The organism is Sphingobium xenophagum NBRC 107872, from assembly GCF_000367345.1.
Lineage (GTDB): Bacteria > Pseudomonadota > Alphaproteobacteria > Sphingomonadales > Sphingomonadaceae > Sphingobium > Sphingobium xenophagum.
Window position 1 is genome coordinate 1 of record NZ_BARE01000001.1, and the last position, 19238, is coordinate 19238.

At 61.9% G+C, this 19238-nt stretch carries 20 protein-coding genes and 1 tRNA gene; 7 read left to right on the forward strand and 14 right to left on the reverse strand.

What is annotated here, in order from left to right:
- The first annotated feature begins 132 nt into the window (after nt 1-132).
- Entirely contained in the window at nt 133-423 is a 291-nt protein-coding gene (locus SX1_RS00005) for a hypothetical protein (protein WP_019051411.1), read from the forward strand.
- A gap of 12 nt (nt 424-435) precedes the next feature.
- Here the strand turns inward: SX1_RS00005 and SX1_RS00010 are convergent, their stop codons facing one another.
- A complete protein-coding gene (locus SX1_RS00010) occupies nt 436-879 on the reverse strand; it encodes a very short patch repair endonuclease (protein WP_026149365.1) in 444 nt (147 codons plus the stop codon).
- 71 nt (nt 880-950) lie between these two features.
- On the opposite strand from SX1_RS00010, the gene SX1_RS22255 reads away from it, so the two are divergent.
- A complete protein-coding gene (locus tag SX1_RS22255; protein ID WP_019051413.1) occupies nt 951-2486 on the forward strand; it encodes a DNA cytosine methyltransferase in 1536 nt (511 codons plus the stop codon).
- A gap of 60 nt (nt 2487-2546) precedes the next feature.
- Here SX1_RS22255 and SX1_RS00020 read toward each other — a convergent pair whose 3' ends face one another.
- The 5 genes from SX1_RS00020 to SX1_RS00045 all read right to left on the reverse strand — a co-directional run bounded on the left by SX1_RS00020 (nt 2547) and on the right by SX1_RS00045 (nt 7215).
- Nucleotides 2547-4346 carry an AIPR family protein gene (locus SX1_RS00020; protein WP_019051414.1) on the reverse strand — a complete coding sequence of 600 codons (1800 nt, stop codon included), beginning with the start codon at nt 4344-4346 and terminating at the stop codon, nt 2547-2549.
- Nucleotides 4347-4550: 204 nt separating this feature from the next.
- A complete protein-coding gene (locus SX1_RS00030; protein ID WP_019051416.1) occupies nt 4551-5276 on the reverse strand; it encodes an RES family NAD+ phosphorylase in 726 nt (241 codons plus the stop codon).
- A complete protein-coding gene (locus SX1_RS00035) occupies nt 5270-5683 on the reverse strand; it encodes an MbcA/ParS/Xre antitoxin family protein (RefSeq protein WP_026149367.1) in 414 nt (137 codons plus the stop codon). Before SX1_RS00035 ends, SX1_RS00030 begins: the two co-directional genes overlap by 7 nt.
- Nucleotides 5684-5760: 77 nt before the next feature.
- Complete coding sequence (locus SX1_RS00040; protein ID WP_019051418.1) at nt 5761-6975, reverse strand: tyrosine-type recombinase/integrase; 1215 nt, start codon at nt 6973-6975, stop codon at nt 5761-5763.
- 164 nt (nt 6976-7139) lie between these two features.
- Nucleotides 7140-7215 (reverse strand) — tRNA-Thr (locus SX1_RS00045).
- Between the two features lie 188 nt (nt 7216-7403).
- On the opposite strand from SX1_RS00045, the gene SX1_RS00050 reads away from it, so the two are divergent.
- Both SX1_RS00050 and SX1_RS00055 read left to right on the forward strand, forming a co-directional pair.
- A complete protein-coding gene (locus tag SX1_RS00050; protein ID WP_019051419.1) occupies nt 7404-8744 on the forward strand; it encodes a PAS domain-containing protein in 1341 nt (446 codons plus the stop codon).
- A 287-nt stretch (nt 8745-9031) separates the two neighbouring features.
- Nucleotides 9032-10258 (forward strand): NAD(P)/FAD-dependent oxidoreductase, encoded by a 1227-nt coding sequence (locus tag SX1_RS00055; protein ID WP_019051420.1) that lies wholly within the window; start codon nt 9032-9034, stop codon nt 10256-10258.
- Nucleotides 10259-10377: 119 nt separating this feature from the next.
- Here the strand turns inward: SX1_RS00055 and SX1_RS00060 are convergent, their stop codons facing one another.
- A complete protein-coding gene (locus tag SX1_RS00060) occupies nt 10378-10881 on the reverse strand; it encodes a 2'-5' RNA ligase family protein (protein WP_019051421.1) in 504 nt (167 codons plus the stop codon).
- Entirely contained in the window at nt 10878-11417 is a 540-nt protein-coding gene (locus tag SX1_RS00065; RefSeq protein ID WP_019051422.1) for a peroxiredoxin, read from the reverse strand. The genes SX1_RS00060 and SX1_RS00065 overlap by 4 nt, the downstream gene beginning before the upstream one ends.
- A 109-nt stretch (nt 11418-11526) precedes the next feature.
- Here SX1_RS00065 and SX1_RS00070 point away from each other — a divergent pair, with 109 nt between their 5' ends.
- Together SX1_RS00070 and SX1_RS00075 are read left to right on the forward strand one after the other, a co-directional pair.
- Nucleotides 11527-11946: a hypothetical protein gene (locus SX1_RS00070; RefSeq protein WP_019051423.1), complete on the forward strand. Its 420-nt coding sequence runs from the start codon at nt 11527-11529 to the stop codon at nt 11944-11946.
- A 39-nt stretch (nt 11947-11985) separates the two neighbouring features.
- Nucleotides 11986-12408 carry a hypothetical protein gene (locus SX1_RS00075; RefSeq protein ID WP_019051424.1) on the forward strand — a complete coding sequence of 141 codons (423 nt, stop codon included), beginning with the start codon at nt 11986-11988 and terminating at the stop codon, nt 12406-12408.
- A gap of 99 nt (nt 12409-12507) precedes the next feature.
- On the opposite strand, the gene mltG is transcribed toward SX1_RS00075, so the two are convergent.
- The 3 genes from mltG to SX1_RS00090 form a co-directional block, all read right to left on the reverse strand.
- Nucleotides 12508-13479, reverse strand: coding sequence for an endolytic transglycosylase MltG (mltG, locus tag SX1_RS00080; RefSeq protein WP_019051425.1), 972 nt, complete (start codon nt 13477-13479; stop codon nt 12508-12510).
- 197 nt (nt 13480-13676) lie between these two features.
- A complete protein-coding gene (gene fabF, locus SX1_RS00085) occupies nt 13677-14936 on the reverse strand; it encodes a beta-ketoacyl-ACP synthase II (RefSeq protein ID WP_017182084.1) in 1260 nt (419 codons plus the stop codon).
- Between the two features lie 180 nt (nt 14937-15116).
- Nucleotides 15117-15350, reverse strand: coding sequence for an acyl carrier protein (locus tag SX1_RS00090; protein WP_006950224.1), 234 nt, complete (start codon nt 15348-15350; stop codon nt 15117-15119).
- A gap of 206 nt (nt 15351-15556) precedes the next feature.
- Between SX1_RS00090 and SX1_RS00095 the strand changes: the two genes are divergently transcribed.
- A complete protein-coding gene (locus SX1_RS00095) occupies nt 15557-16798 on the forward strand; it encodes a glycosyltransferase family 87 protein (protein WP_019051427.1) in 1242 nt (413 codons plus the stop codon).
- On the opposite strand, the gene fabG is transcribed toward SX1_RS00095, so the two are convergent.
- Genes fabG through fabD form a run of 3 tightly spaced genes read right to left on the reverse strand, consistent with a single transcriptional unit; the run spans nt 16752 to nt 19226 of the window.
- The gene (fabG, locus tag SX1_RS00100) at nt 16752-17492 is read right to left on the reverse strand and encodes a 3-oxoacyl-[acyl-carrier-protein] reductase (protein ID WP_017182082.1); all 741 of its coding nucleotides are present in this window, start codon (nt 17490-17492) and stop codon (nt 16752-16754) included. The two genes, SX1_RS00095 and fabG, sit on opposite strands and share 47 nt — an antisense overlap.
- A 1-nt stretch (nt 17493) precedes the next feature.
- Nucleotides 17494-18294: a crotonase/enoyl-CoA hydratase family protein gene (locus SX1_RS00105; RefSeq protein WP_019051428.1), complete on the reverse strand. Its 801-nt coding sequence runs from the start codon at nt 18292-18294 to the stop codon at nt 17494-17496.
- Nucleotides 18291-19226, reverse strand: coding sequence for an ACP S-malonyltransferase (fabD, locus tag SX1_RS00110; protein ID WP_019051429.1), 936 nt, complete (start codon nt 19224-19226; stop codon nt 18291-18293). Before fabD ends, SX1_RS00105 begins: the two co-directional genes overlap by 4 nt.
- Nucleotides 19227-19238 lie beyond the last annotated feature (12 nt).

Below are 19238 nucleotides of genomic sequence, written 5' to 3' on the forward strand. Positions count from 1 at the left end.
GCCGGAAAGTGCAGGCTCGGTGGAGCGACAGCGGAATAGAGCGCGGCCCCGCAGGGGGACGCCATGTGCGAGGGGAGCAGGGCACGGATTGCGCTGCGGGTTGCTTGCGATCGAGGAGCGTGCCACGACGAAATGATGAATTCAGGCACCAAGGAACTGGAAGAGGTCATGGACCGTCTCCGAATGGACCATGACGTCCTCCCCTTCCTGACGCAGCTCCATCCCGCCAGGACGATGCATCTTCTCCCGTTGCCGACAGAAATGCGTGCGATCATCGAGCGCTCACGGGATTATCAGAGTCCGGCGCCTGGCACGGGGCCTGTATGGTTGCAAATCGACAGTGACGACGATGCGGCCGAGATGGTTATCTATCGCAGCCTTTCGGGCGAACTTCATGTCGTCGTGCCGATCAAGGAGAACTGACTTCAGAACGGCTCACGGCGTGGGCAGCTCCAGAAACGGCGTATCGGATCGCAACCATTCCACCAGAGGATCGACTGTGGGATCCAGGTCGTTCCCGCGCAGACCGCATTCCCAGACCACCGCAACCCGCCAGCCCAGCTTCATGAGCTCGTCGAGCTTTCTGGCGTCCCTTTCGACGTTGGCGGCGAACTTCGTCGCCCAGAATTCTGCATTGCTCGCCGGAACGGTGGCGAAACGACATCCTGAATGACGATGCCAGAAACAGCCATGCACCTGTATCGCAGCATTCCATCGGGGCAGAACGATATCCGGCCGACCCGGCAAGGCTCCATTTCCAAGCCGGAACCGGAAGCCGCGAGCGTGCAGTGACCTTCGCAACGTGATTTCCGGTTTCGTGTCACGACCGCGAATTCCCGCCATCATTCTTGACCGTCTTGCCGAATCGACGATATCCATGCTCTTTTTCCTGTGATGCTCATGCCCAACCTGGTATCGTCGGCGGCAATCCCGAAATCGGGTAAGGGAGCATGATGTTCAAGGTTGTTGATCTCTTCGCAGGCCCGGGCGGCCTCGCCGAAGGCTTTTCTTCGGTGCGTGACGAGAACGGAAGAAGACTGTTCGAAATTGCTCTCTCGGTGGAGAAGGAAGCATCGGCCTTCGAGACATTGCGTCTGCGCAGCTTCGTGCGTCAGTTCGATCGCGATCTTCCCGAAGATTATTATGCGTATCTTGCCGATGGCATCAGCAAGCGTGAACTGATCGAGCGATTTCCCGAGCAATGGGAAGCTGCCCGGGATGAAACCCTCCATCTCGAGCTGGGATCGCCCGGCAGCAACGAACTGATCGATCCGCTGCTGGACAGGATCAGGAAAGAGCATCCCGACAATTCGATACTGGTCGGCGGCCCGCCCTGTCAGGCCTATTCGCTTGTCGGCCGGGCTCGCAACATGGGCAAGACGGACTATGTCGCGCGCGACGATCACCGGCATTTCCTGTATCGCGAATATATCCGCATTCTCGAGCGACTGGCACCTTCCGCCTTCATCATGGAGAATGTGAAGGGTTTCCTGTCCGCGAAGGTCGACGGGCAACGCATCTTCAACATGGTGCTTCAGGATCTCGAAAAGGCGGGCGATCTGGGATACACGATCTGTCCGCTGGTTGCCGGTGAACCGCGCAACGGCCGCGAGTTCGTTCTGGAATCGGAAAAATATGGCGTGCCCCAACGCAGGCATCGGGTGATCCTGTTCGGCATCCGGAACGATCTGGTGAATGGTGTGGAAGGCCTGCCATTGGGAGGTCTAGGCCTCGAACCCGCGTCCACCACGACATTGCATCAGGTCCTTGCAGACATGCCGAAACTGCGCAGCGCGGTCAGTCGGGAACCGGACGACGCAGTGAACTGGCGCAACGCGGTGAAGGAGGCATTCCTCTTCGCGGCCGATGCGGCCTATCAGGAAGAAAGCGAAATTCTGGACGACGTGGCGGCTTGCCTTGCCGAGCATGCCGTATCGGTCGGGAATGCGGACGATCTTCCGCGAAACTCCCGGCTTCCCGGGAGCGTCCGGTCGAACGAACTGGCCGAATGGCTGGTCGACGACCGCATGCAGGCACTGCCCAATCACGAAACCAGGAGCCATATGCGCTCCGACCTTGCGCGGTACGCCTTTGCCGCCACCTTCGCCCAAGTCGTCGGCAAATCACCGACAGCGCGCGATTTTCCGGCACTACTGGCTCCCGCCCATCAGAACTGGCAGAGCGGCAAGTTCAATGACCGCTTCAGGGTACAGGTGTGGGGCGAACCATCGACAACGGTCACGAGCCATATCGCCAAGGATGGTCACTACTTCATTCACCCCGACCCATTGCAATGCCGAAGCCTGACGGTCCGGGAAGCCGCGCGGCTTCAGACATTCCCGGACAACTACAGATTCGAGGGCAACCGGACGCAGCAGTTCGTTCAGGTGGGGAATGCGGTCCCGCCATTGCTGGCAAAAAGGATCGCCGAGATCGTTGCCGGCAGCTTGGCGGGTGGCGAGCAGGACGAGGCGTTGGCGGCCTGAACGGCCGCCCTTTTCGGCCTGTTCAGGAACGACCGGTTCCCGACCGGGTAGTTTGCCGGATCAGGAAATGAGTTCGGGAATGTCCGCGTCCGCCTCCGAAAATGAATGTGCCCGCACGGCGTCCCAGCATTCCGGCCGCTTGGCTTGCTCGGAAATCATTCTGGGACCAGCATTGCTTCTCAGTGCACCCTCCACTTCGAGCGCCCAGCGCTCCATGAGCCTCAGGAGCTGCGGCGAAATTTCCTGCCGGTTCCAGATACGGTCCAGATCGAGCCGATCGCCAAGCTTCTCCGCCAGCACCGATACCAGATAGGCAGCGATATTGGCCTGCGCCTGCGCAAAATGGCGGGCTCGCGAAAGCTTCTGCGCCGCCTTGAAGATGATCGCCTGGGCGACCATGCGCTTGTACGAGGTCACCGTGAGAGGTTCGGGAATATCCAGCTTCCCTTCCGAAAGCTCATCCATGAAGCGCAGGAAGTTCTTCTGCGAACCATAGCTCACCGCATCGGGCTGCCTGCCCCAAGCATTGAGATATTTGGCAAGGTCCGTCTTGGCGATCTTGCGCGCGGGCGGGATGGCTGCCTTCAGTGCCTTGAGCCTGGCCGGTGTTGTCCCTTCTCGCGCCAGTTTCACATTGTAGCTACCCGCTGCCCGCTCGTAGAACCACTGACTGACGCCGTCGGGACAGTATGTCGTGTTCGCAAGCTTCTCCAGCTGGATATGAAAGGGCTTGTTGGCGGACAGGTCGGACTGCTTCACCGAGTTCTGGCTGTTGGCATATTTCGATATATCGGAAATCATCTGTTCCTCCGTCGCCGGATCGGCGGACTGAAGCACGATGATCTTCGCGGCGACCCGAACGCGGCTCAGATCCGTTTCGGGATTCTTCTTCTTGGTGAAATAGATGGACGCCGTTGTCTGCCCACCGTTGACGATCTGCATGCCTTTCAGCGCAACGAGGCCCACGGACCCATCGGCGGCACGCCCCACATTGGCTTCGTCGGCGACCATGACGATACCGTTGTTGAAGGCCATGAAGTCTTCGGGATCCTGCCGCAGCGTGTCACGCATGCCCCGGTTCACCTTGCCGGTCGCGCTGAGGAAGGAACGGACGTTTGCTTCGAGAAGGCGAGCCCCGAAACGCTCGTACAGAAGATGGAGGACTTCGGCCGGAATCGCGGCCAAGGCATAATCGTAGCTGGCTACCTGCCCGGGCACATAGACGCATGGCAAGGCATCGCCGCACATTTCCTGGAAGTTGACGATGAGTTCATCACGGGGCTTGCCGGCCGACCAATGGCGCCAGAGCCGTTCGATATCCATGATTTCCATGGATATGGTCTTGCCCTTCACGACCACCGGCTTGAACGCCTTGGAAGCCGACTTGGCCTGCCGATCGGTGATCACGAATATCCGGATGCGATCGAGGTCATTGTAGGTCTGCTCGATCACGCTCGCGATGTCGAAGACGTCACTGGTCTGATCGAGACGCTTCACCAGCTTTCCTTCGACGCATGTCTTCAGGAACATGAAGCACTGGTCCGCGGCCTGACGGATCTCGGCGGTCTCGACCGCCTCCAATTCCCTGACGCCGCCATAGAGGCTGACGACAAGATCCAGCGTATCCGCATCCTCCGAAATTGCATAACCGACCAGCCGGAGATTGGCATTGCCGACCTTACCGGCGAAGTAGCTCAACCGGGGTTCGCCGATGAGGTCCACGTCATTCATGTGGCTCATCACGATTTCGGCGAAGATCAGCTCTTCCTGTGGATAGGGCGCGGAGACGTCCCGCAGTCGGTCAGCCAGCTCACTGCTGACCCGATCCTGCGTCTGAACGAGAAATTCGTCGAGATTCATCCGTCAATTCCCAATCGTTCGATCACTTGCGGCACGGCAATCGCTTCCGCCTGAAGAAGGTCAACATCCATTTCGTAATCCGGTTTGGGACAAATGGAACCGCCTCGTGGAAGGTAGTGACCGGCATGAGGCGCCGCTGCACGCGGAAGTCCGGATGTGCGCTCAACAATTCCGCCGCATGCGCATGGCGATCATTGACGGCGTTCACGCTCCCTCAACGACCCTGAAAACGGTTCCGCTTCCCGCATCGCGCACGAGATCGACCCGCCTTCCATCCCAGTGATAATCCAGATGCCGCCCCTGAACAGGTCCGGACGCGCAATCCGGGTAGAAGAGAGCAACGCATTCCCCACCCGCCTGTCGAACGCTTGGATAGGCAATGCCGTTCGACCCGCCGGAGCGCAGACGCGCCGCGAGCTGCTGCCCTGCTCGATAGCTATCCGCGTCAAGGCAGGCCTGGAATTCCTTCCTGTCGTCACGAAGATCATGAAGCTCGGCATCGACCTTCATCACGATCTCGCGGAACTGAGACGTCCAGCCCGCAGGCTCGCTAGTCCTCGTCATAAAGGCCGCATGGTGATGGATCGTCTCGAACAGCGCGGTTTCATAGCTGCGGGCCACGTAGAGGACACCGAATTCTCCGCTCGAGAAGCGGCTCGGCCGATCCGTGCTGACATGTGTGAACGATGCCATCAGATATGAGGCACCGAGACCTCCAACTCTGCGCCCCAACGGCACGAGATCGATATTGCCCACGGATGCCATGATGCGCGGGTTGGTCTTCTGCTCCGCTGAAAGCAGAAGAGTCCAGTCGGCAGGATCGGCAATATCCTCGAACAGGTCGATGGGAGGATAGATGCTCCGGATGATCCTGACCGCTCCCTGCCATTCAATCTTGCTAACCGGCGGTTCGTGGGCCGTCGTCACCAACCGCCACGCTCCGCGTCGAGATAGCGGCGGACCCGCATGATATCGGTCAGTTCCCCCCCAATCATCACCTGCAAAGCGCTGGCGCCGCCAAAAGCAGCATTAGGGGCCTTGATCCAGTCATATCCGCGCTGCGGCTCCTGAAAGATGATCCGCAACGCCTTGTGGATGCCCATCAGGTTGGACAGCCGGGCCAGCCCGTCGCGCGAGATACGTCCCGGTCCCTCCGCCTTCCACCTACGGTAGGTCCGCACCGGCATGTCGGTCAGGACAGCAGCCTGCTCATCCGTGACACCCCAGCGACCAAAGAGGTTGAGCGCCGCACGAAACAACGCGCCGCCCTCTTCCTGCGAAATCGGTTCTGGCCGAAAAGGGGCCGGAACAGTGTCAATCGGCTGCAACATCGCCATACGCACCTCCATTTGGCATGATATAATTCTTATAATGCCATTTGGCAATGATAGGGCATTCGGGCAGCCGAAAATGGTTAAGTGCCGAACTTCGGACGGATTACCTCCGCGCCATCACGCAGCCTGACAAGATGATCGGACCACCATTGTGCCATCCGCACCCGCTCTTCCCAATGCGCGCCGCGATGATACGCCGCCCTGACACTGTCGCGCTCACGGTGAGCCAGCGACCGTTCAATGGCGTCGGGATGCCAGAGGCCACTTTCGTTGAGCAGCGTACTGGCGATCGACCTGAAGCCGTGCGAGGTCATTTCCTCATTCGTGAAGCCCAAGCGCCGAAGGGCTATATTGAGCGTGTTCTCGCAAATCGGTTTGAGAAACGTCTTGTTTGCCGGAAACAGGAATGTGCCCGGATTATCCAGTGCCTTGAGCTCCTTCAGCAGGGTGATCGCCTGCGTGGACAGCGGCACGGCGTGAGGCACGCGCATCTTCGTTCTCTCGCCCGGCACGCGCCACACCTTGGCTTCGAAATCAATTTCGCACCATTCTCCCTTCCGCAACTCGCCCGGCCTCAAATAGACATGAGGAGCAAGCTGCAGAGCAATCCGAGTTTCGATCTTGCCGCCATAGCCGTCGATCGCGCGGAGAAGTTCGCCGACCTTCACCGGATCGAGCAATGCGGCGTGATGCTTTACCTTCGGCGTGGTGAGCGCGCCTCGCAGGATGTCTGCCGGATTGTGCTGAGCCCGCAGCGTGGCAACCGCATAGCGGAAAATGCGCCCGGAAAATGAACGGAGACGGATAGCCGATTCATGATGACCTTTCCGCTCCAAGCGCTTGAGCGACTGGAGAAGCTCATGGGCGGTAATGTCGGCTATCGGCCGATGTCCGATGGAGGGATCAAGCAGGTCGCGAAACCATCGCGCCTTCTTGAGAGTGGCAGGGGCCTTCGCCTCCCGCTCCATCTTTTCGATGAACTCGTCTGCCACTACTCGGAATGTGGTGCGGGCCGCCAATTCGGCCTCCACCTTCGCCTGCAAACGAACCGCCAAAGGGTCCTGCCCTCCGCTCAACTGCTCGCGCGCTTCATCACGCTTCTTGCGCGCCTCCTTCAGGCTCACATCGGGATAGCGCCCGAGCGCCATCTTCTTCTCAATGCCGTGAAACCGGAACTTCACCCGCCACAGATAGGAGCCCGATGGCGAGACCAACAGGTACAGACCCTTCTCGTCAGCAACCTTGTAGGGCTTCTCCCTGGGTTTGAGGGCATTGATCTGAACCGTTGTAAGCATCTGGGGGCCTCGACTCAAAAATGTCAAAAAGGCCCCCAATTCGAGGCCCCCAAATCACCCGGATAAGGGTGGACAGGAGCAAACGACACCGGAAAGCCGATGCCCAATTATACCAGTTTTTCAGGGGTTTTTCGAGGTTTCAGGCCCCTCGAAAAGGGCGGTTCTGGTGCCGCTTACAGGACTCGAACCTGTGACCCCCGCATTACGAATGCGATGCTCTACCAACTGAGCTAAAGCGGCGTTGCGGCGGGCAGATAACAGTGGTTGGGCCTTAGGACAAGCGGGCAATTGCATTGTCGGGTCGGTCTTTTTGCAGGCGGCGCGGCATATGGCCGTTCGGCGCTGCCATCTTTACGGCAAATTTACCATCCGATGCCACTGTCGAGTCCCAAAGAGGCAGAATTTTGCCTGAAATAGGGACGGACCGGATGGACACTCTGCGGGGGCATGACGTCGCCAACGACCAGGACGATTTCGATTATGCCGATGATGCGGCGATCGACGCACCGTTGACGGTGGTATCGGACGAGCGGCGGATGCAGGTGCGCGCCTATAATTACTGGGCGTCGCTGCTGGGGGATCGCACCCTGCCATCGATCGAGGATCTGTCGCCTGACCAGTTGGAAGATTTCGGTCCGCACAGCGTATTGCTGGATTTTTCCACCGGGCTCGACAATCCCGCCATCGTATATCTCGGCTCCGCCTTGCGGCAGGAATGCGAAATTGACGGGTCCATCAGCTATATCAATGATGTACCCGCCCGGTCGCTGCTGTCGCGGCTGACCGATCATTATCTCCAGATTATCGCCAATGCCGCGCCCATCGGGTTCGAAGCCGAATTCGTCAACCAGCGCGATGCAGAGATATTATATCGCGGCATATTGATGCCCTTTTCGTCCGATGACGAGACGATCGATTTCGTGTTCGGCGTGATCAACTGGAAGGAACTGGCCAGCCGTGACGAGCGGCAGGCGCTGGAACTGGAAGTCAGCGCGGCGCTGTCCAGCATCATGCCAGCGCCGACGAACGTGCCCGTATGGGCAGATGGCCCGGCGGGTGGCGACGCGGTCGATGACGCCCCCCTGCCCCCTTCCGCCGCCCCTTCCGCCCCCATGCCCGTCGCTTCGCTCGATGAAGAGCCGCTGGACCTGTCCGGCATGGAAAGCCCGACCGACGACGCGCCGCTCGCCGACTGGCTGGCGCTGGCGCGCGACGGCGCCGATCAGTTCCGCACCAGCGAAGCGCGCAGCCATGCCGCGCTCTATCGCGCGATCGGCCTGGCCTATGATTTTGCGCTGGTGGCGCAGGCGCGGCCCGACGACTATGCCGAACTGCTGGCCGATTGCGGCATCAAGGTGCAGGCGCGCAGCCCGATGACCGCGATCATCAAGCTGGTTTTCGGCGCCGGATATGACAAGACGCGGATCACCGAATATGCGACCGTTCTGGACCATGGCCGTGCCCTGGGCCTGGGCGTGGGCATGCTGGCCGACCATCTTTCAAACTATGCAGGCGGGCTCAAGGCGCTGGTGCGCGACGAGCGGGCGTTGCGCCGGGCCGAGGCGCCGCCGCGCCCCGACAAGCGCGAAACGGCGCGAAACGCGATGAAAGCCGCCGCTGCCATCGATCCGCAGGCCCTGGCCATGGACACAGACGGGCTGGCGATTGTCGTCGCACGGCGCGAAGCCGATGGCAGCCTGGCGCTGGTCGCGCAGTTGCCCGAAGGATCGGACCTGGCGCAGCGGGTCATGCTCGCCGCCGCGCGTTAAGCGGGAAAGCAACCCCTGCGCAATCGCCGCAGGCGTGGAAACGCGAATCGACTGATATTCTGTATCGGCGCGATGACCTGCTTCATGCGCGGGTCTGGCCTGCGGGCATTTTCGAAGCCTTAGCGCCCTTGCGGAGCGATCAAAGCGCCACAATTCGGAGCCGGAACAGCGCGGGGGCGCGGCACGGACGTCGCTCTTTTGACCGCAATTGCCGCACATCGCCCTTGCCACCACCGGCAAAGCGCGCCAATCAGCGGCGCAATGGGGATAAAGAGGATAGCGGGCCAATGAGCTATTATGACGTATTGATCGTGGGCGCAGGCCATGCGGGAGCACAGGCGGCGATTTCCCTGCGTCAGTCGGGCTTTGAAGGCTCCGTCGCGATGATCGGCGACGAAAAGGACCCGCCTTACGAACGTCCGCCGCTGTCGAAGGAATATTTCGCAGGCGACAAGAGCTTCGACCGCATCCTGATCCGCCCCGCCGCCTTCTGGGGTGAGCGCAATGTCGACATGCTGCTGGGTCGCCGCGTGAAGAGCGTCGATCCCGTTGGCAAGTTCGTGACCGTAGGGGATCAGGAAATCGGCTATAACAAGCTGATCTGGTGCACCGGCGGCAATCCCCGGATGTTGACCTGCAACGGGGCGGATGCGGCCAATGTCCATGCCGTGCGCCGTCGCGACGATGTCGATGCGATGATGGCGAAGATCGACAGCATCAACCATGTGACCATCATCGGCGGTGGTTATATCGGGCTGGAAGCCGCGGCCGTCCTGTCCAAATTCGGCAAGAAGGTCGTGCTTCTGGAAGCGCTCGACCGGGTGCTGGCGCGGGTCGCGGGCGAGGAATTGTCGCGCTTTTACGAAGCGGAACATCGCGCCCATGGCGTCGACCTGCGCACCGGCGCGCGGATGGATTGCATCGAAGTCACAGACGGCAAGGCAACGGCCGTGCTGATGGCCGATGGTGAGCGGATCGTCACCGACATGGTCATCGTGGGCATCGGCATCATCCCCGAAACCGGCCCGCTGATCGCGGCGGGCGCTGCGGGGGGCAATGGCGTGGATGTCGACGAATATTGCCGCACCAGCCTGACCGACATTTACGCCGTGGGCGATTGCGCCGCCCATGCCAACCGCTTTGCGGGCGGCGCGCAGATGCGCGTGGAATCGGTGCAGAACGCCAATGACCAGGCCAAGACCGCCGTGGCGCACATCATGGGCAAGGAAGAAGCCTATAACGCGGTGCCATGGTTCTGGTCGAACCAATATGATCTGAAACTCCAGACCGTCGGCCTTTCGACCGGCTACGACCAGACGATCCTGCGTGGCGATCCGGCGGCGCGCAGCTTCTCGATAGTATATCTCAAGGGCGGCAAGGTGATCGCGCTGGATTGCGTCAATATGGTCAAGGACTATGTCCAGGGCCGCGCGCATGTGCTGGCGGGCGCGGCGCTCGATCCGGAGCAACTGGCGGATGCGAGTGTGCCTTTGAAGGAAGTCGGGTTGGCCTGAAACGCCAGCTACCGAAATAACGATCCGTTCGCCCTGAGCGTGCCGAAGGGGCGTTCTTCCTGGCGAAGAAGGGCTGGGCTTCGACAGGCTCAGCCCGAACGGATTGGGCGATAAGTCCCCTACCCCCGGAAACTTGCCTTCATGGCCAGTTCCCACGGACCGCCGCGATAATGCCAGGCGGCAAGGCCCGCGATGACGAACGGGCGCGGCTGGAAATCCGCGCGCAGGGCCTCCGCCAGCGCTTTGGCCTCTGCCGGCTTCACCTTATTCTGCACCGTCACATGCAGGCGCGGTCGGGCCTGGTCCTGCGGCGTCAGCAGGCCAGTGAAGGCGTCGGCCATTTCGTCGCGCATCGCCGACAGTTGCGGGCTGTCGATCCGAAAGGCGACCCCCTGCCCCAGCAGCATCACCTCGCTCAGTCGCGCGACCGGCGCAGGGCCACGGCATAGCGCCTTGATGCGCGCGCTTACCTCCGCCAGTGCGGAAGGCGGCAGATGATGGAACAGGGTGATGTGCGCGGACAGGACATTGCGGTCGGGTGGAAAATGCGCGCGGCGCAATCCATCCGCCCAGGCAAAGTCCGCCGCGCCCATCAGGGCGCTGACGATAATCGGGGCGCTCACCCGGCTGGATGCGCCTTCAGCCAGTCCAGCACGGGTTCTGGCCGGGTTTCGCCATAGGGATCGTCATCTTCGCCCATATCGTTGATCCCCGGCTCCTCGAACCAGGCGACGACCTTGCCATCGTCCACGACCATCGCATAGCGCCAGCTGCGGTCACCAAAACCCAGATGATTTTTCTTGATCAACATGCCCATGCGGCGCGTGAAATCACCCGATCCGTCCGGCAGCAGCTTCACATTGTTGACGCCCAGATGCTTGCCCCATTGGAACATGACGAAGGCATCGTTGACCGACACGCAATAGACATCATCCACGCCCAGCGCCTTGAAATCATCATAATAGCGTTCGAAGGCGGGGCATTGTTCGGTTGAACAGGTGGGCGTGAAGGCGCCGGGCAGCGAAAACACCACCGCCCGCTTGCCGGCGAAAAGGTCGCCGGTATGCACATCCTCCCAGCGAAACGGATTCGGTCCCTCGACGCTTTCGTCGCGCACACGGGTCTTGAGGGTTACATTCGGTACGGATCGTCCCAGCATGGTTCATGTCCTTCCATGTCTCGCCGCTTCCGCGCGGCCCTTCACACGTATATGATCAGTCCATGACGCCCCTGCAACGGGACACGTCATAGAGGGAGGGGATTGGATCATGAATATGCCGCGATATTTTATCGTCATCGCCATCGTCCTTTTGTTGTGGAACCTGATGGGACTGGCTGCCTTTGCCATGCAATATACCGCTGACCTGACCGAATTGGCCAAGTCCGATCCGGTTACCGCACAGGCGTTCGCCGCCATGCCGGCCTGGGTGTGGATCGCCTATGCCATCGCCGTGGGTGCAGGCACGCTGGGGGCTATTCTGCTGCTGATGAAGAAGGCGACCGCCGCGAGCCTGTTCCTGCTCTCGCTGATCGCTGTCGTCGTCCAGTTCGGCTACACCTTCCTTGGCACCGATCTGCTGGCAGTGAAGGGACCATCGGTCATCGCATTTCCGGCCTTCATCGTGGTGATGGCTGTCGTCCAACTGCTCTACGCCCGTCATCTGGTTGGGAAAGCCGTGCTGCGTTGACGCGATAGCCAGTGCGGAGAGCCACAGGAAAAGGATTGGATGATGCCGACACCGCGTTCTTTTCTGGCCATTGGTCTCGCCGCGCTGGCGTGGAACCTGCTGGGCACCATGTCCTTTGCCGCGCAATATGCGATGGACATACACGAACTGGCCAAAACCACGCCCGACATGGCGCGGGTCTATGGCCAGATGCCCGGCTGGGTCTGGGCCGTGTTCGCGGTCGCCGTGGGTGCCGGGACGCTGGGGGCGGTTTTGCTGCTGTTGAAGAAGGCACTGGCGGTGCCGGTCTATACGCTGTCACTGGCGGCGATCGTCCTGCTGTTCGCGCAGAATTTCCTGGCGACCGACATGCTGGCGGTGGAGGGATGGGACGCGGTGCTGGTGCCTGCTTTGATCTTTGTCGCCGGGGTTGCGCAATTATTCTATGCGCGGGCGATGAAGGCCAGAGGGGTGCTGCGGTAAAGCACCTCCGTCATCCCGGACTTGATCCGGGATCCAGAGCGCCACGCGCGGCCTTCCGACACCCTGGATCCTGACGTTCGTCAGGATGACCGCGCAGCTTTATAGCTCACCCCTCGACCGCCTGATCTCAAACCATTTGCGCACATTTTCATTATGCTGCTGATAGGTATCGGCGAAGATATGCCCGCCCTTGCCATCCGCGACGAAATAGAGCGCCTTGGTCTCCGCCGGATGCAGCACGGCGGCGATCGACAGGCGCCCCGGATTGGCGATCGGTCCCTTGGGCAGGCCAACCATCGCATAGGTGTTGTAATCGTTGACCGCCGCAATCTCCGATTTGCGGATGCGGCGGCCCAGCGGCTTGCCGCGCGTGATCGGGTAGATGATCGTGGGGTCGGCCTGCAACATCATGTTGGTGCGCAGCCGGTTGCTGTAGACGCCCGCCACCATCTGCCGTTCGGACGGCAGGGCAGTTTCCTTTTCGACGATGCTGGCCAGGATGATCGCCTCTCGCGGGCTTTTGGCGACCGTGTTCGGCGCCCGTTCGGCCCATAGCTTCGCCAGTTCCTTGCCCATCGCCGCTTGCATCCGCGCCAGCACCGCCGCGCGGCTTTCGCCCTTGTCGAAGGCATAGCTGTCGGGCAGCACGCTGCCTTCCTCCGGCACCTTTATGTCGCCGGTCAGCTGGTCGTTGGCCATCAGCCGCTCATGCACCAGGATGGACGGCATCCCTTCGGGGATGGTGATCAGGCGGGTCAGCGTCTTGCCGCCTTGCAGGATCGAGAGGATGTCGCTGTTGCTGGCGCCGGCGGGGATGACGAATTCGCCCGCCTTGATCGACTTGCTGCCGCCAAATATCTTGGCCCGCGTCAGAAAGGCGTCTGCGGACAGCACCGCGCCCGACCGCTTGAGCAGCACCGCCGCGTCGGACAACGTCGCCCCCTCCGGCACCACGATGCTGACATCCTGTTTTGCCGGGCCTTGCTCGGTCCAGCCCGCGACGAAGCGGAAGGCGATAAAGGCAGCGACGGCTAGGCCGATCAGCAGAATGATACAGCCGAACTTCTGCATCGGATTTGCGCCGGATCGTCTCGCCATCATTACAACCGCCCAATCCGCAGCAAGAGAATATCCACTACCGCCAAATCCTCTCCTGCGAGGAGAGGACTATCGCATATGGAACGCACCTCATTCTACTTCGTCATGAAGAGATAACGCAAAGTCAGATGCAATTCCCCTGCCTACAAGGGGAGGATTTCAAGACCGCCTCAAAGCGCCTTCATGATGAGCGAGGCATTGGTGCCGCCAAAGCCGAACGAATTGTTCAGCACTGCGCGCACCTTGCGCTGCTTGGCGACATGGGGAACCAGATCGACGCCCTTGCAGCTCTCACTCGGCTCATCCAGGTTCAGCGTCGGCGGCACGATGCCATCGCGCATCGCCAGGATGCAGAAAATGCTTTCCACCGCGCCCGCGCCGCCCAGCAAATGGCCGATCGCCGATTTGGTCGAGCTCATCGACATGGCGCTGATCTGGTCGCCAAACAGACGACGGACCGCCCCCAGTTCCAGCTCGTCACCCAGCGGCGTCGACGTGCCATGGGCGTTCACATAGTCGATATCTTCAAGGCTGAGGCCCGATTTCTTGAGCGCCATCGCCATGGAGCGGAACGCGCCGGAGCCTTCGGGATGGGGCGCGGTGACGTGATAGGCGTCGCCCGACAGGCCATAGCCTACCACTTCGGCATAGATTTTCGCGCCGCGCGCCTTGGCCCGTTCATATTCCTCCAGCACGACCACGCCAGCGCCTTCGCCCATGACGAAACCGTCGCGGTTGACGTCATAGGGGCGGCTCGCGCGGGTCGGATCGTCGTTGAAGCCGGTGCTGAGCGCGCGCGCCTGCGAGAAGCCAGCGATGCCGATCGGGCAGATCGCGCTTTCCGCGCCGCCCGCCAGCATAACGTCGGCGTCGTCCATCGCGATCATCCGCGCCGCGTCGCCGATCGAATGGGCGCCGGTCGAACAGGCGGTGACGACGGCATGGTTCGGACCCATCAGGCCATATTTGATGCTGACCTGGCCGGAGATCAGGTTGATCAGGCGGCCATGGACGAAATGCGGGCTGACCCGGCCCGGCCCCTTGTTCGCCAGCACCAGCGATTCGCTTTCGATGCCCGGCAGGCCGCCAATGCCCGATCCGATCGAACACCCCGCGCGCAGCCTTTCTTCCTCGCTCATGTCGAGCAGGCCGGCATCCCGCAGCGCCTCACTGGCCGCCGCGATGCCGAACACGATGAACAGGTCGACCTGGCGCTGGACCTTGTGGTCCACGTCCAGATTGGCGTCGAAGCCATATTCATGGTCCTTGGGCTTCACTTCGCACGCGATGCGGCACTTATAATCGGTCGGGTCGAACCGGGTTATCGTCGCCGCGCCGGATTTGGACGCGATGATGTTCTTCCAGGTGGTTTCGACATTTCCGCCAAGCGGAGTCACCATGCCAAGACCGGTTACGACGACACGACGCATATGCTAGCTCCGAAATTCCTTGTTGGCGCCTGACGTTCCTGTAGCGGCAATTGCGACAGTTGTGAACGACGCGCCAGATACGAAAAGGCTCCCCGCACCCCGGCATCACCGGACAGGAGGAGCCATTTCTCTCAACGCATTACCGGCCCGCCGCCCCGTGGGGGCAAGCCGCAAGACGCCTTACTGCTTGCTGTCGATATAGTCGATCGCATCCTTGACGGTGCCGATCTTCTCAGCCGCATCGTCCGGGATTTCGACGCCGAATTCTTCTTCGAACGCCATGACCAGCTCAACGATGTCGAGGCTGTCAGCGCCCAGATCGTCGATGAAGCTGGCATCCTCGGTCACCTTTTCGGCTTCAACGCCCAGATGCTCGACGACGATTTTCTTTACGCGATCCGCGGTCTCACTCATGAGTGGTCCTTCTTGACTGGTATCGTTAGTGGGTCTGAATAACTGTTAAGGCAGCCCTAGTGCCAAGCGCCGATACAGGCAAGAGGCAAGGCCGCCAAGCCCCCACATTCGCGCTTGGCCATGATTCCGCAATAAATTCGTGCTCATCGCGCCCTGGCAACGCTTCATTTACCAAAATTTCAGCGGCTTGTGGGAGGGATTGGGCCATGATCATGCCGTCAGCTCCCGACCATTTCATTACGCGCGCGCGCGTCCGGCTGACGGCGGCGCTGGTTCTGGCCGCCACGATCATCGGCCTTTGCACCCTGTTTGCGACCGCCCATGGCACGGTGGATTCGCTGGGGCGGCCGCTGGGGACCGACTTTTCCAACGTCTGGACCGCCGGGCAGATGGCCGATCAGGGCCGCGCGCCAGAGGCGTGGGACTGGCCAACCCAGCACGCGGTACAAAAAAAGGTGCATCATGATGACGCCATCCCCTTTTACGGCTGGCACTATCCCCCGCCCTTCCTGATCATCGCCACGCTGCTGGCGCAATTTCCCTATGTCGCGGCGCTGCTGATCTGGCAGGGCTTGAGCCTGACCTTGTGCGTGACGCTGGTGCGGCGCATCCTGCCCGATGATCGCGACGCGGTGCTGGTCGCGCTGGGCGCGCCGGTGGTGCTGGTGTGCCTGGGCCATGGGCAGAACGCCTTTCTGACCGCCAGCCTGCTTGGCGGCGGGATGCTGCTGCTGGATCGGCGGCCATGGATCGCGGGGATGCTGCTCGGCGCGCTGGTCTACAAGCCGCAATTTGCCGTGCTGATCCCCGTGCTGATCCTGGCGCGCGGCAATCTGCGCGCCTTCCTGTCCGCGGGGTTGACCACGACGGCCCTGTGCCTGCTGACGCTGGCGATATGGGGGTGGCCGGTATGGCACGCCTTCATCGAGTCCCTGCCGCTGACACGCCACATCATCATAGAGGCAGGCGCGACGGGCTGGGAAAAGATCCAGAGCCCGTTCGCCGCCGTGCGCCAGTGGGGCGGGTCGATCCCGGCCGCTTATGTCGTGCAAGCCATCGTCTCCGCCCTCGCGATCGCGGCGGCGGCGCTGGTGGCCCGACGCGGCTCTATGGCGGTGCGCGGCGCGGCTGCGCTGAGCGCGGCATTGCTTTGCACACCCTATGTGCTGGATTATGATTTCGTGCTGCTGGGCGTGGCCATCGCCTTCATGATGGCGGACATGGCCAAGCGCGGCACGCTGCGCTGGGAGCCGACATGGCTGGCCTATGCCTGGATCGCACCGCTGTTTGGCCGGGCCGTCTCTGAAATGACGCTGATCCCGGTCGACCTGATCGCCGCCATCGCCGTGCTGGCTCTGGCAACGCGGCGCGCCATCCTGCTGGACGGCGCGCTCGCAAACGTCAGATCATGGCCATTCCGCCGTTCACGTGAAGAGTTTGTCCATTAACGTAGCCCGCCTCACGGCTAGCCAGATAGACCACGGCCGCGCCGATATCGTCGCCATCGCCCAGATCGCCCGCCGGTATCTTCTGGAGGATCGCGCCCTTCTGCGCATCATTGAGCGCGTCGGTCATCGCTGACCGGATGAAGCCCGGCGCGACGCAGTTGACGGTGATGCCGCGGCTGGCCAGTTCCTGACCCAGCGACTTGGACATGCCGATAATGCCCGCCTTCGACGCGCAATAGTTGGACTGGCCCGGATTGCCGGTGACGCCGACGACCGACGTGATCGAAATGATGCGGCCAAAGCGCGCCTTCATCATCGGCTTGGCCGCCGCGCGGCAGAGGCGGAAAGCGGCCTCCAGATTGATCGCGATCACGCTCGACCATTCCTCATCCTTCATCCGCAGGATGAGGTTGTCGCGGGTGACACCGGCATTGTTGACCAGAATGTCGATCTTGCCGCCCAACGCTTCCACTGCCTGCGGCACCAGCGCATCGACCGATGCCGGGTCGCTGAGGTTGCAGACGATCGTTTTGTGATCGCCGCCCAGTTCCGCCGCAAACGCCTTGAGCTTATCCTCATTGCTGCCCGAAAGCGCGAGCGTCGCCCCCTGCGCGGCGAGCGCCTTGGCAATGGAAGAGCCAATCCCCCCCGAAGCCCCGGTCACCAGCGCGGTCATGCCTGTCAGATCGAACATGTCAGTCTCCCTTGAATGTCGGCGGGCGGCGGTCGAAGAAGGCGTCGATTGCCTCGTCATGATCCGCCGTCGCATGGGCCAGCGCCTGCATAGCGCCTGCCATTTCCAATATATGTGAAAGCTCCGCCGTCTGCGCCGCGCGCAGCAGGCGCTTGGTCATGCGGGTCGCATGGGGCGGATTGGCGGCGATGGCGTCGGCCTGTCGGCGCGCGGTCGCCATCAAATCCTCGTCCGGCACCACATCGCTCACCAGGCCGATGCGCAATGCTTCGGCGGCGTCGATCATCTCGCCCGTCAACGACAATTGCGATGCCTTGGAAATGCCCACAATGCGTGGCAGCAACCATGCGCCGCCATCGCCGGACACCAGGCCGAGTTTCACGAAGCTTTCGGCAAAACGCGCCGACTGGCCAGCAATCCGCACGTCGCACATGCAGGCCAGGTCCAGTCCAGCGCCGATCGCCGGGCCGTTGACCGCCGCGATCACCGGCAGTTCGATCGCCTGAAACAGCAGGGGCAAGCGCTGGATGCCCGCGCGATAGTTGCGCCGCGTCTGCGCGGGCAGTTCGGCGCGCAGTCCGCCAGCGTCAGGCCGCATCGCGTTCAGGTCTCCGCCCGACGAAAAGGCACTTCCCGCCCCGGTCAGGATCGCGACATGGATGGAAATGTCGCGATCCGCCGCTTCGAACAGATCGCACAGCGCGTCGATCATCATCGGGTCGGAAATCGGGTTGCGCCGGTCGGGCTGGTTCAGCGTGACCGTCAGCACCGGCCCGTCACGCTGGGTGAGGACCGCGCTCATAGCGATGCCAGCGCGGCCTCTATGTCATCCATCGTCACGACGCTGCGCACGGTCGCGTCCGGTGCGATGCGCTTGACCATCGGTCCCAGCACCTTGCCGCCCAGTTCGACAAATTCGGTGACGCCCGCTTCCCACATGGCGGCAACGGATTCGCGCCAGCGCACCCGGCCCGTCGCCTGCTCGACCAGCCGCGCGCGAATCTCGTCCGGGTCGGCGATCGGCGCGGCCAGCACATTGGCATAGACCGGCAGCAGCGGCGCGTTGATCACCGCCCCGGCCAGCGCGTCCTGCATGGCGTCGGCCGCCGGCTGCATCAGCGGGCAGTGGAAGGGCGCGGATACCGGCAGCAGCACACCGCGCTTAATGCCATGATCCTTGACCATCGCCACCGCCCGCTCGATCGCGCCACGATGACCGGAAATGACCACCTGCGAGGGATCATTGTCATTGGCGACGGTGCAGACCTCACCCTGCGCCGCAGCGTCCGCCAGAGCCTGCGCCTTTTCCATATCCGCCCCCAGCAACGCGGCCATCGCGCCTTCGCCCACCGGCACGGCCGCCTGCATGGCCTGACCGCGCAGCTTGAGCAGCCGCGCGGTGGTGCCGATGTCGAACGCCTCCGCCGCGCACAGCGCGCTATATTCGCCCAGACTGTGCCCCGCGACATAATCGCCCTTGTCGCTCAGCGAAAAGCCGCCCTCCCGCTGCATCACCCGCAGCGTTGCAAGCGCGTTGGCCATGATCGCGGGCTGGGCGTTTTCGGTAAGGGTCAGGTCGCTTTCCGGACCTTCGACCATGATGCGGAACAAATGCTGCGACAGCGCGTCATCGACTTCCTGAAACAGCTCAAGCGCGGCAGGGCTGGCATCGGCCAACGCCTTGCCCATGCCGACCGACTGGCTGCCCTGCCCCGGAAATAGAAAAGCCCGCATTCATCATCCCCT

Bases quoted from the DNA above. Each gene is read 5' to 3' on its own strand.
- SX1_RS00075 (WP_019051424.1), top strand. From the start codon at position 11,986: ATGATGCCGACACCGCGTTCTTTTCTGGCCATTGGTCTCGCCGCGCTG.
- fabG (WP_017182082.1), bottom strand. From the start codon at position 17,492: ATGTTCGATCTGACAGGCATGACCGCGCTGGTGACCGGGGCTTCGGGG.
- SX1_RS00035 (WP_026149367.1), bottom strand. From the start codon at position 5,683: ATGGCGATGTTGCAGCCGATTGACACTGTTCCGGCCCCTTTTCGGCCA.
- SX1_RS00020 (WP_019051414.1), bottom strand. From the start codon at position 4,346: ATGAATCTCGACGAATTTCTCGTTCAGACGCAGGATCGGGTCAGCAGT.
- fabD (WP_019051429.1), bottom strand. From the start codon at position 19,226: ATGCGGGCTTTTCTATTTCCGGGGCAGGGCAGCCAGTCGGTCGGCATG.
- SX1_RS00095 (WP_019051427.1), top strand. From the start codon at position 15,557: ATGATCATGCCGTCAGCTCCCGACCATTTCATTACGCGCGCGCGCGTC.
- mltG (WP_019051425.1), bottom strand. From the start codon at position 13,479: ATGCAGAAGTTCGGCTGTATCATTCTGCTGATCGGCCTAGCCGTCGCT.
- SX1_RS00090 (WP_006950224.1), bottom strand. From the start codon at position 15,350: ATGAGTGAGACCGCGGATCGCGTAAAGAAAATCGTCGTCGAGCATCTG.
- fabF (WP_017182084.1), bottom strand. From the start codon at position 14,936: ATGCGTCGTGTCGTCGTAACCGGTCTTGGCATGGTGACTCCGCTTGGC.
- SX1_RS00055 (WP_019051420.1), top strand. From the start codon at position 9,032: ATGAGCTATTATGACGTATTGATCGTGGGCGCAGGCCATGCGGGAGCA.
- SX1_RS00040 (WP_019051418.1), bottom strand. From the start codon at position 6,975: ATGCTTACAACGGTTCAGATCAATGCCCTCAAACCCAGGGAGAAGCCC.
- SX1_RS00050 (WP_019051419.1), top strand. From the start codon at position 7,404: ATGGACACTCTGCGGGGGCATGACGTCGCCAACGACCAGGACGATTTC.
- SX1_RS00070 (WP_019051423.1), top strand. From the start codon at position 11,527: ATGAATATGCCGCGATATTTTATCGTCATCGCCATCGTCCTTTTGTTG.
- SX1_RS00065 (WP_019051422.1), bottom strand. From the start codon at position 11,417: ATGCTGGGACGATCCGTACCGAATGTAACCCTCAAGACCCGTGTGCGC.
- SX1_RS00005 (WP_019051411.1), top strand. From the start codon at position 133: ATGATGAATTCAGGCACCAAGGAACTGGAAGAGGTCATGGACCGTCTC.
- SX1_RS22255 (WP_019051413.1), top strand. From the start codon at position 951: ATGATGTTCAAGGTTGTTGATCTCTTCGCAGGCCCGGGCGGCCTCGCC.
- SX1_RS00010 (WP_026149365.1), bottom strand. From the start codon at position 879: ATGGATATCGTCGATTCGGCAAGACGGTCAAGAATGATGGCGGGAATT.
- SX1_RS00105 (WP_019051428.1), bottom strand. From the start codon at position 18,294: ATGAGCGCGGTCCTCACCCAGCGTGACGGGCCGGTGCTGACGGTCACG.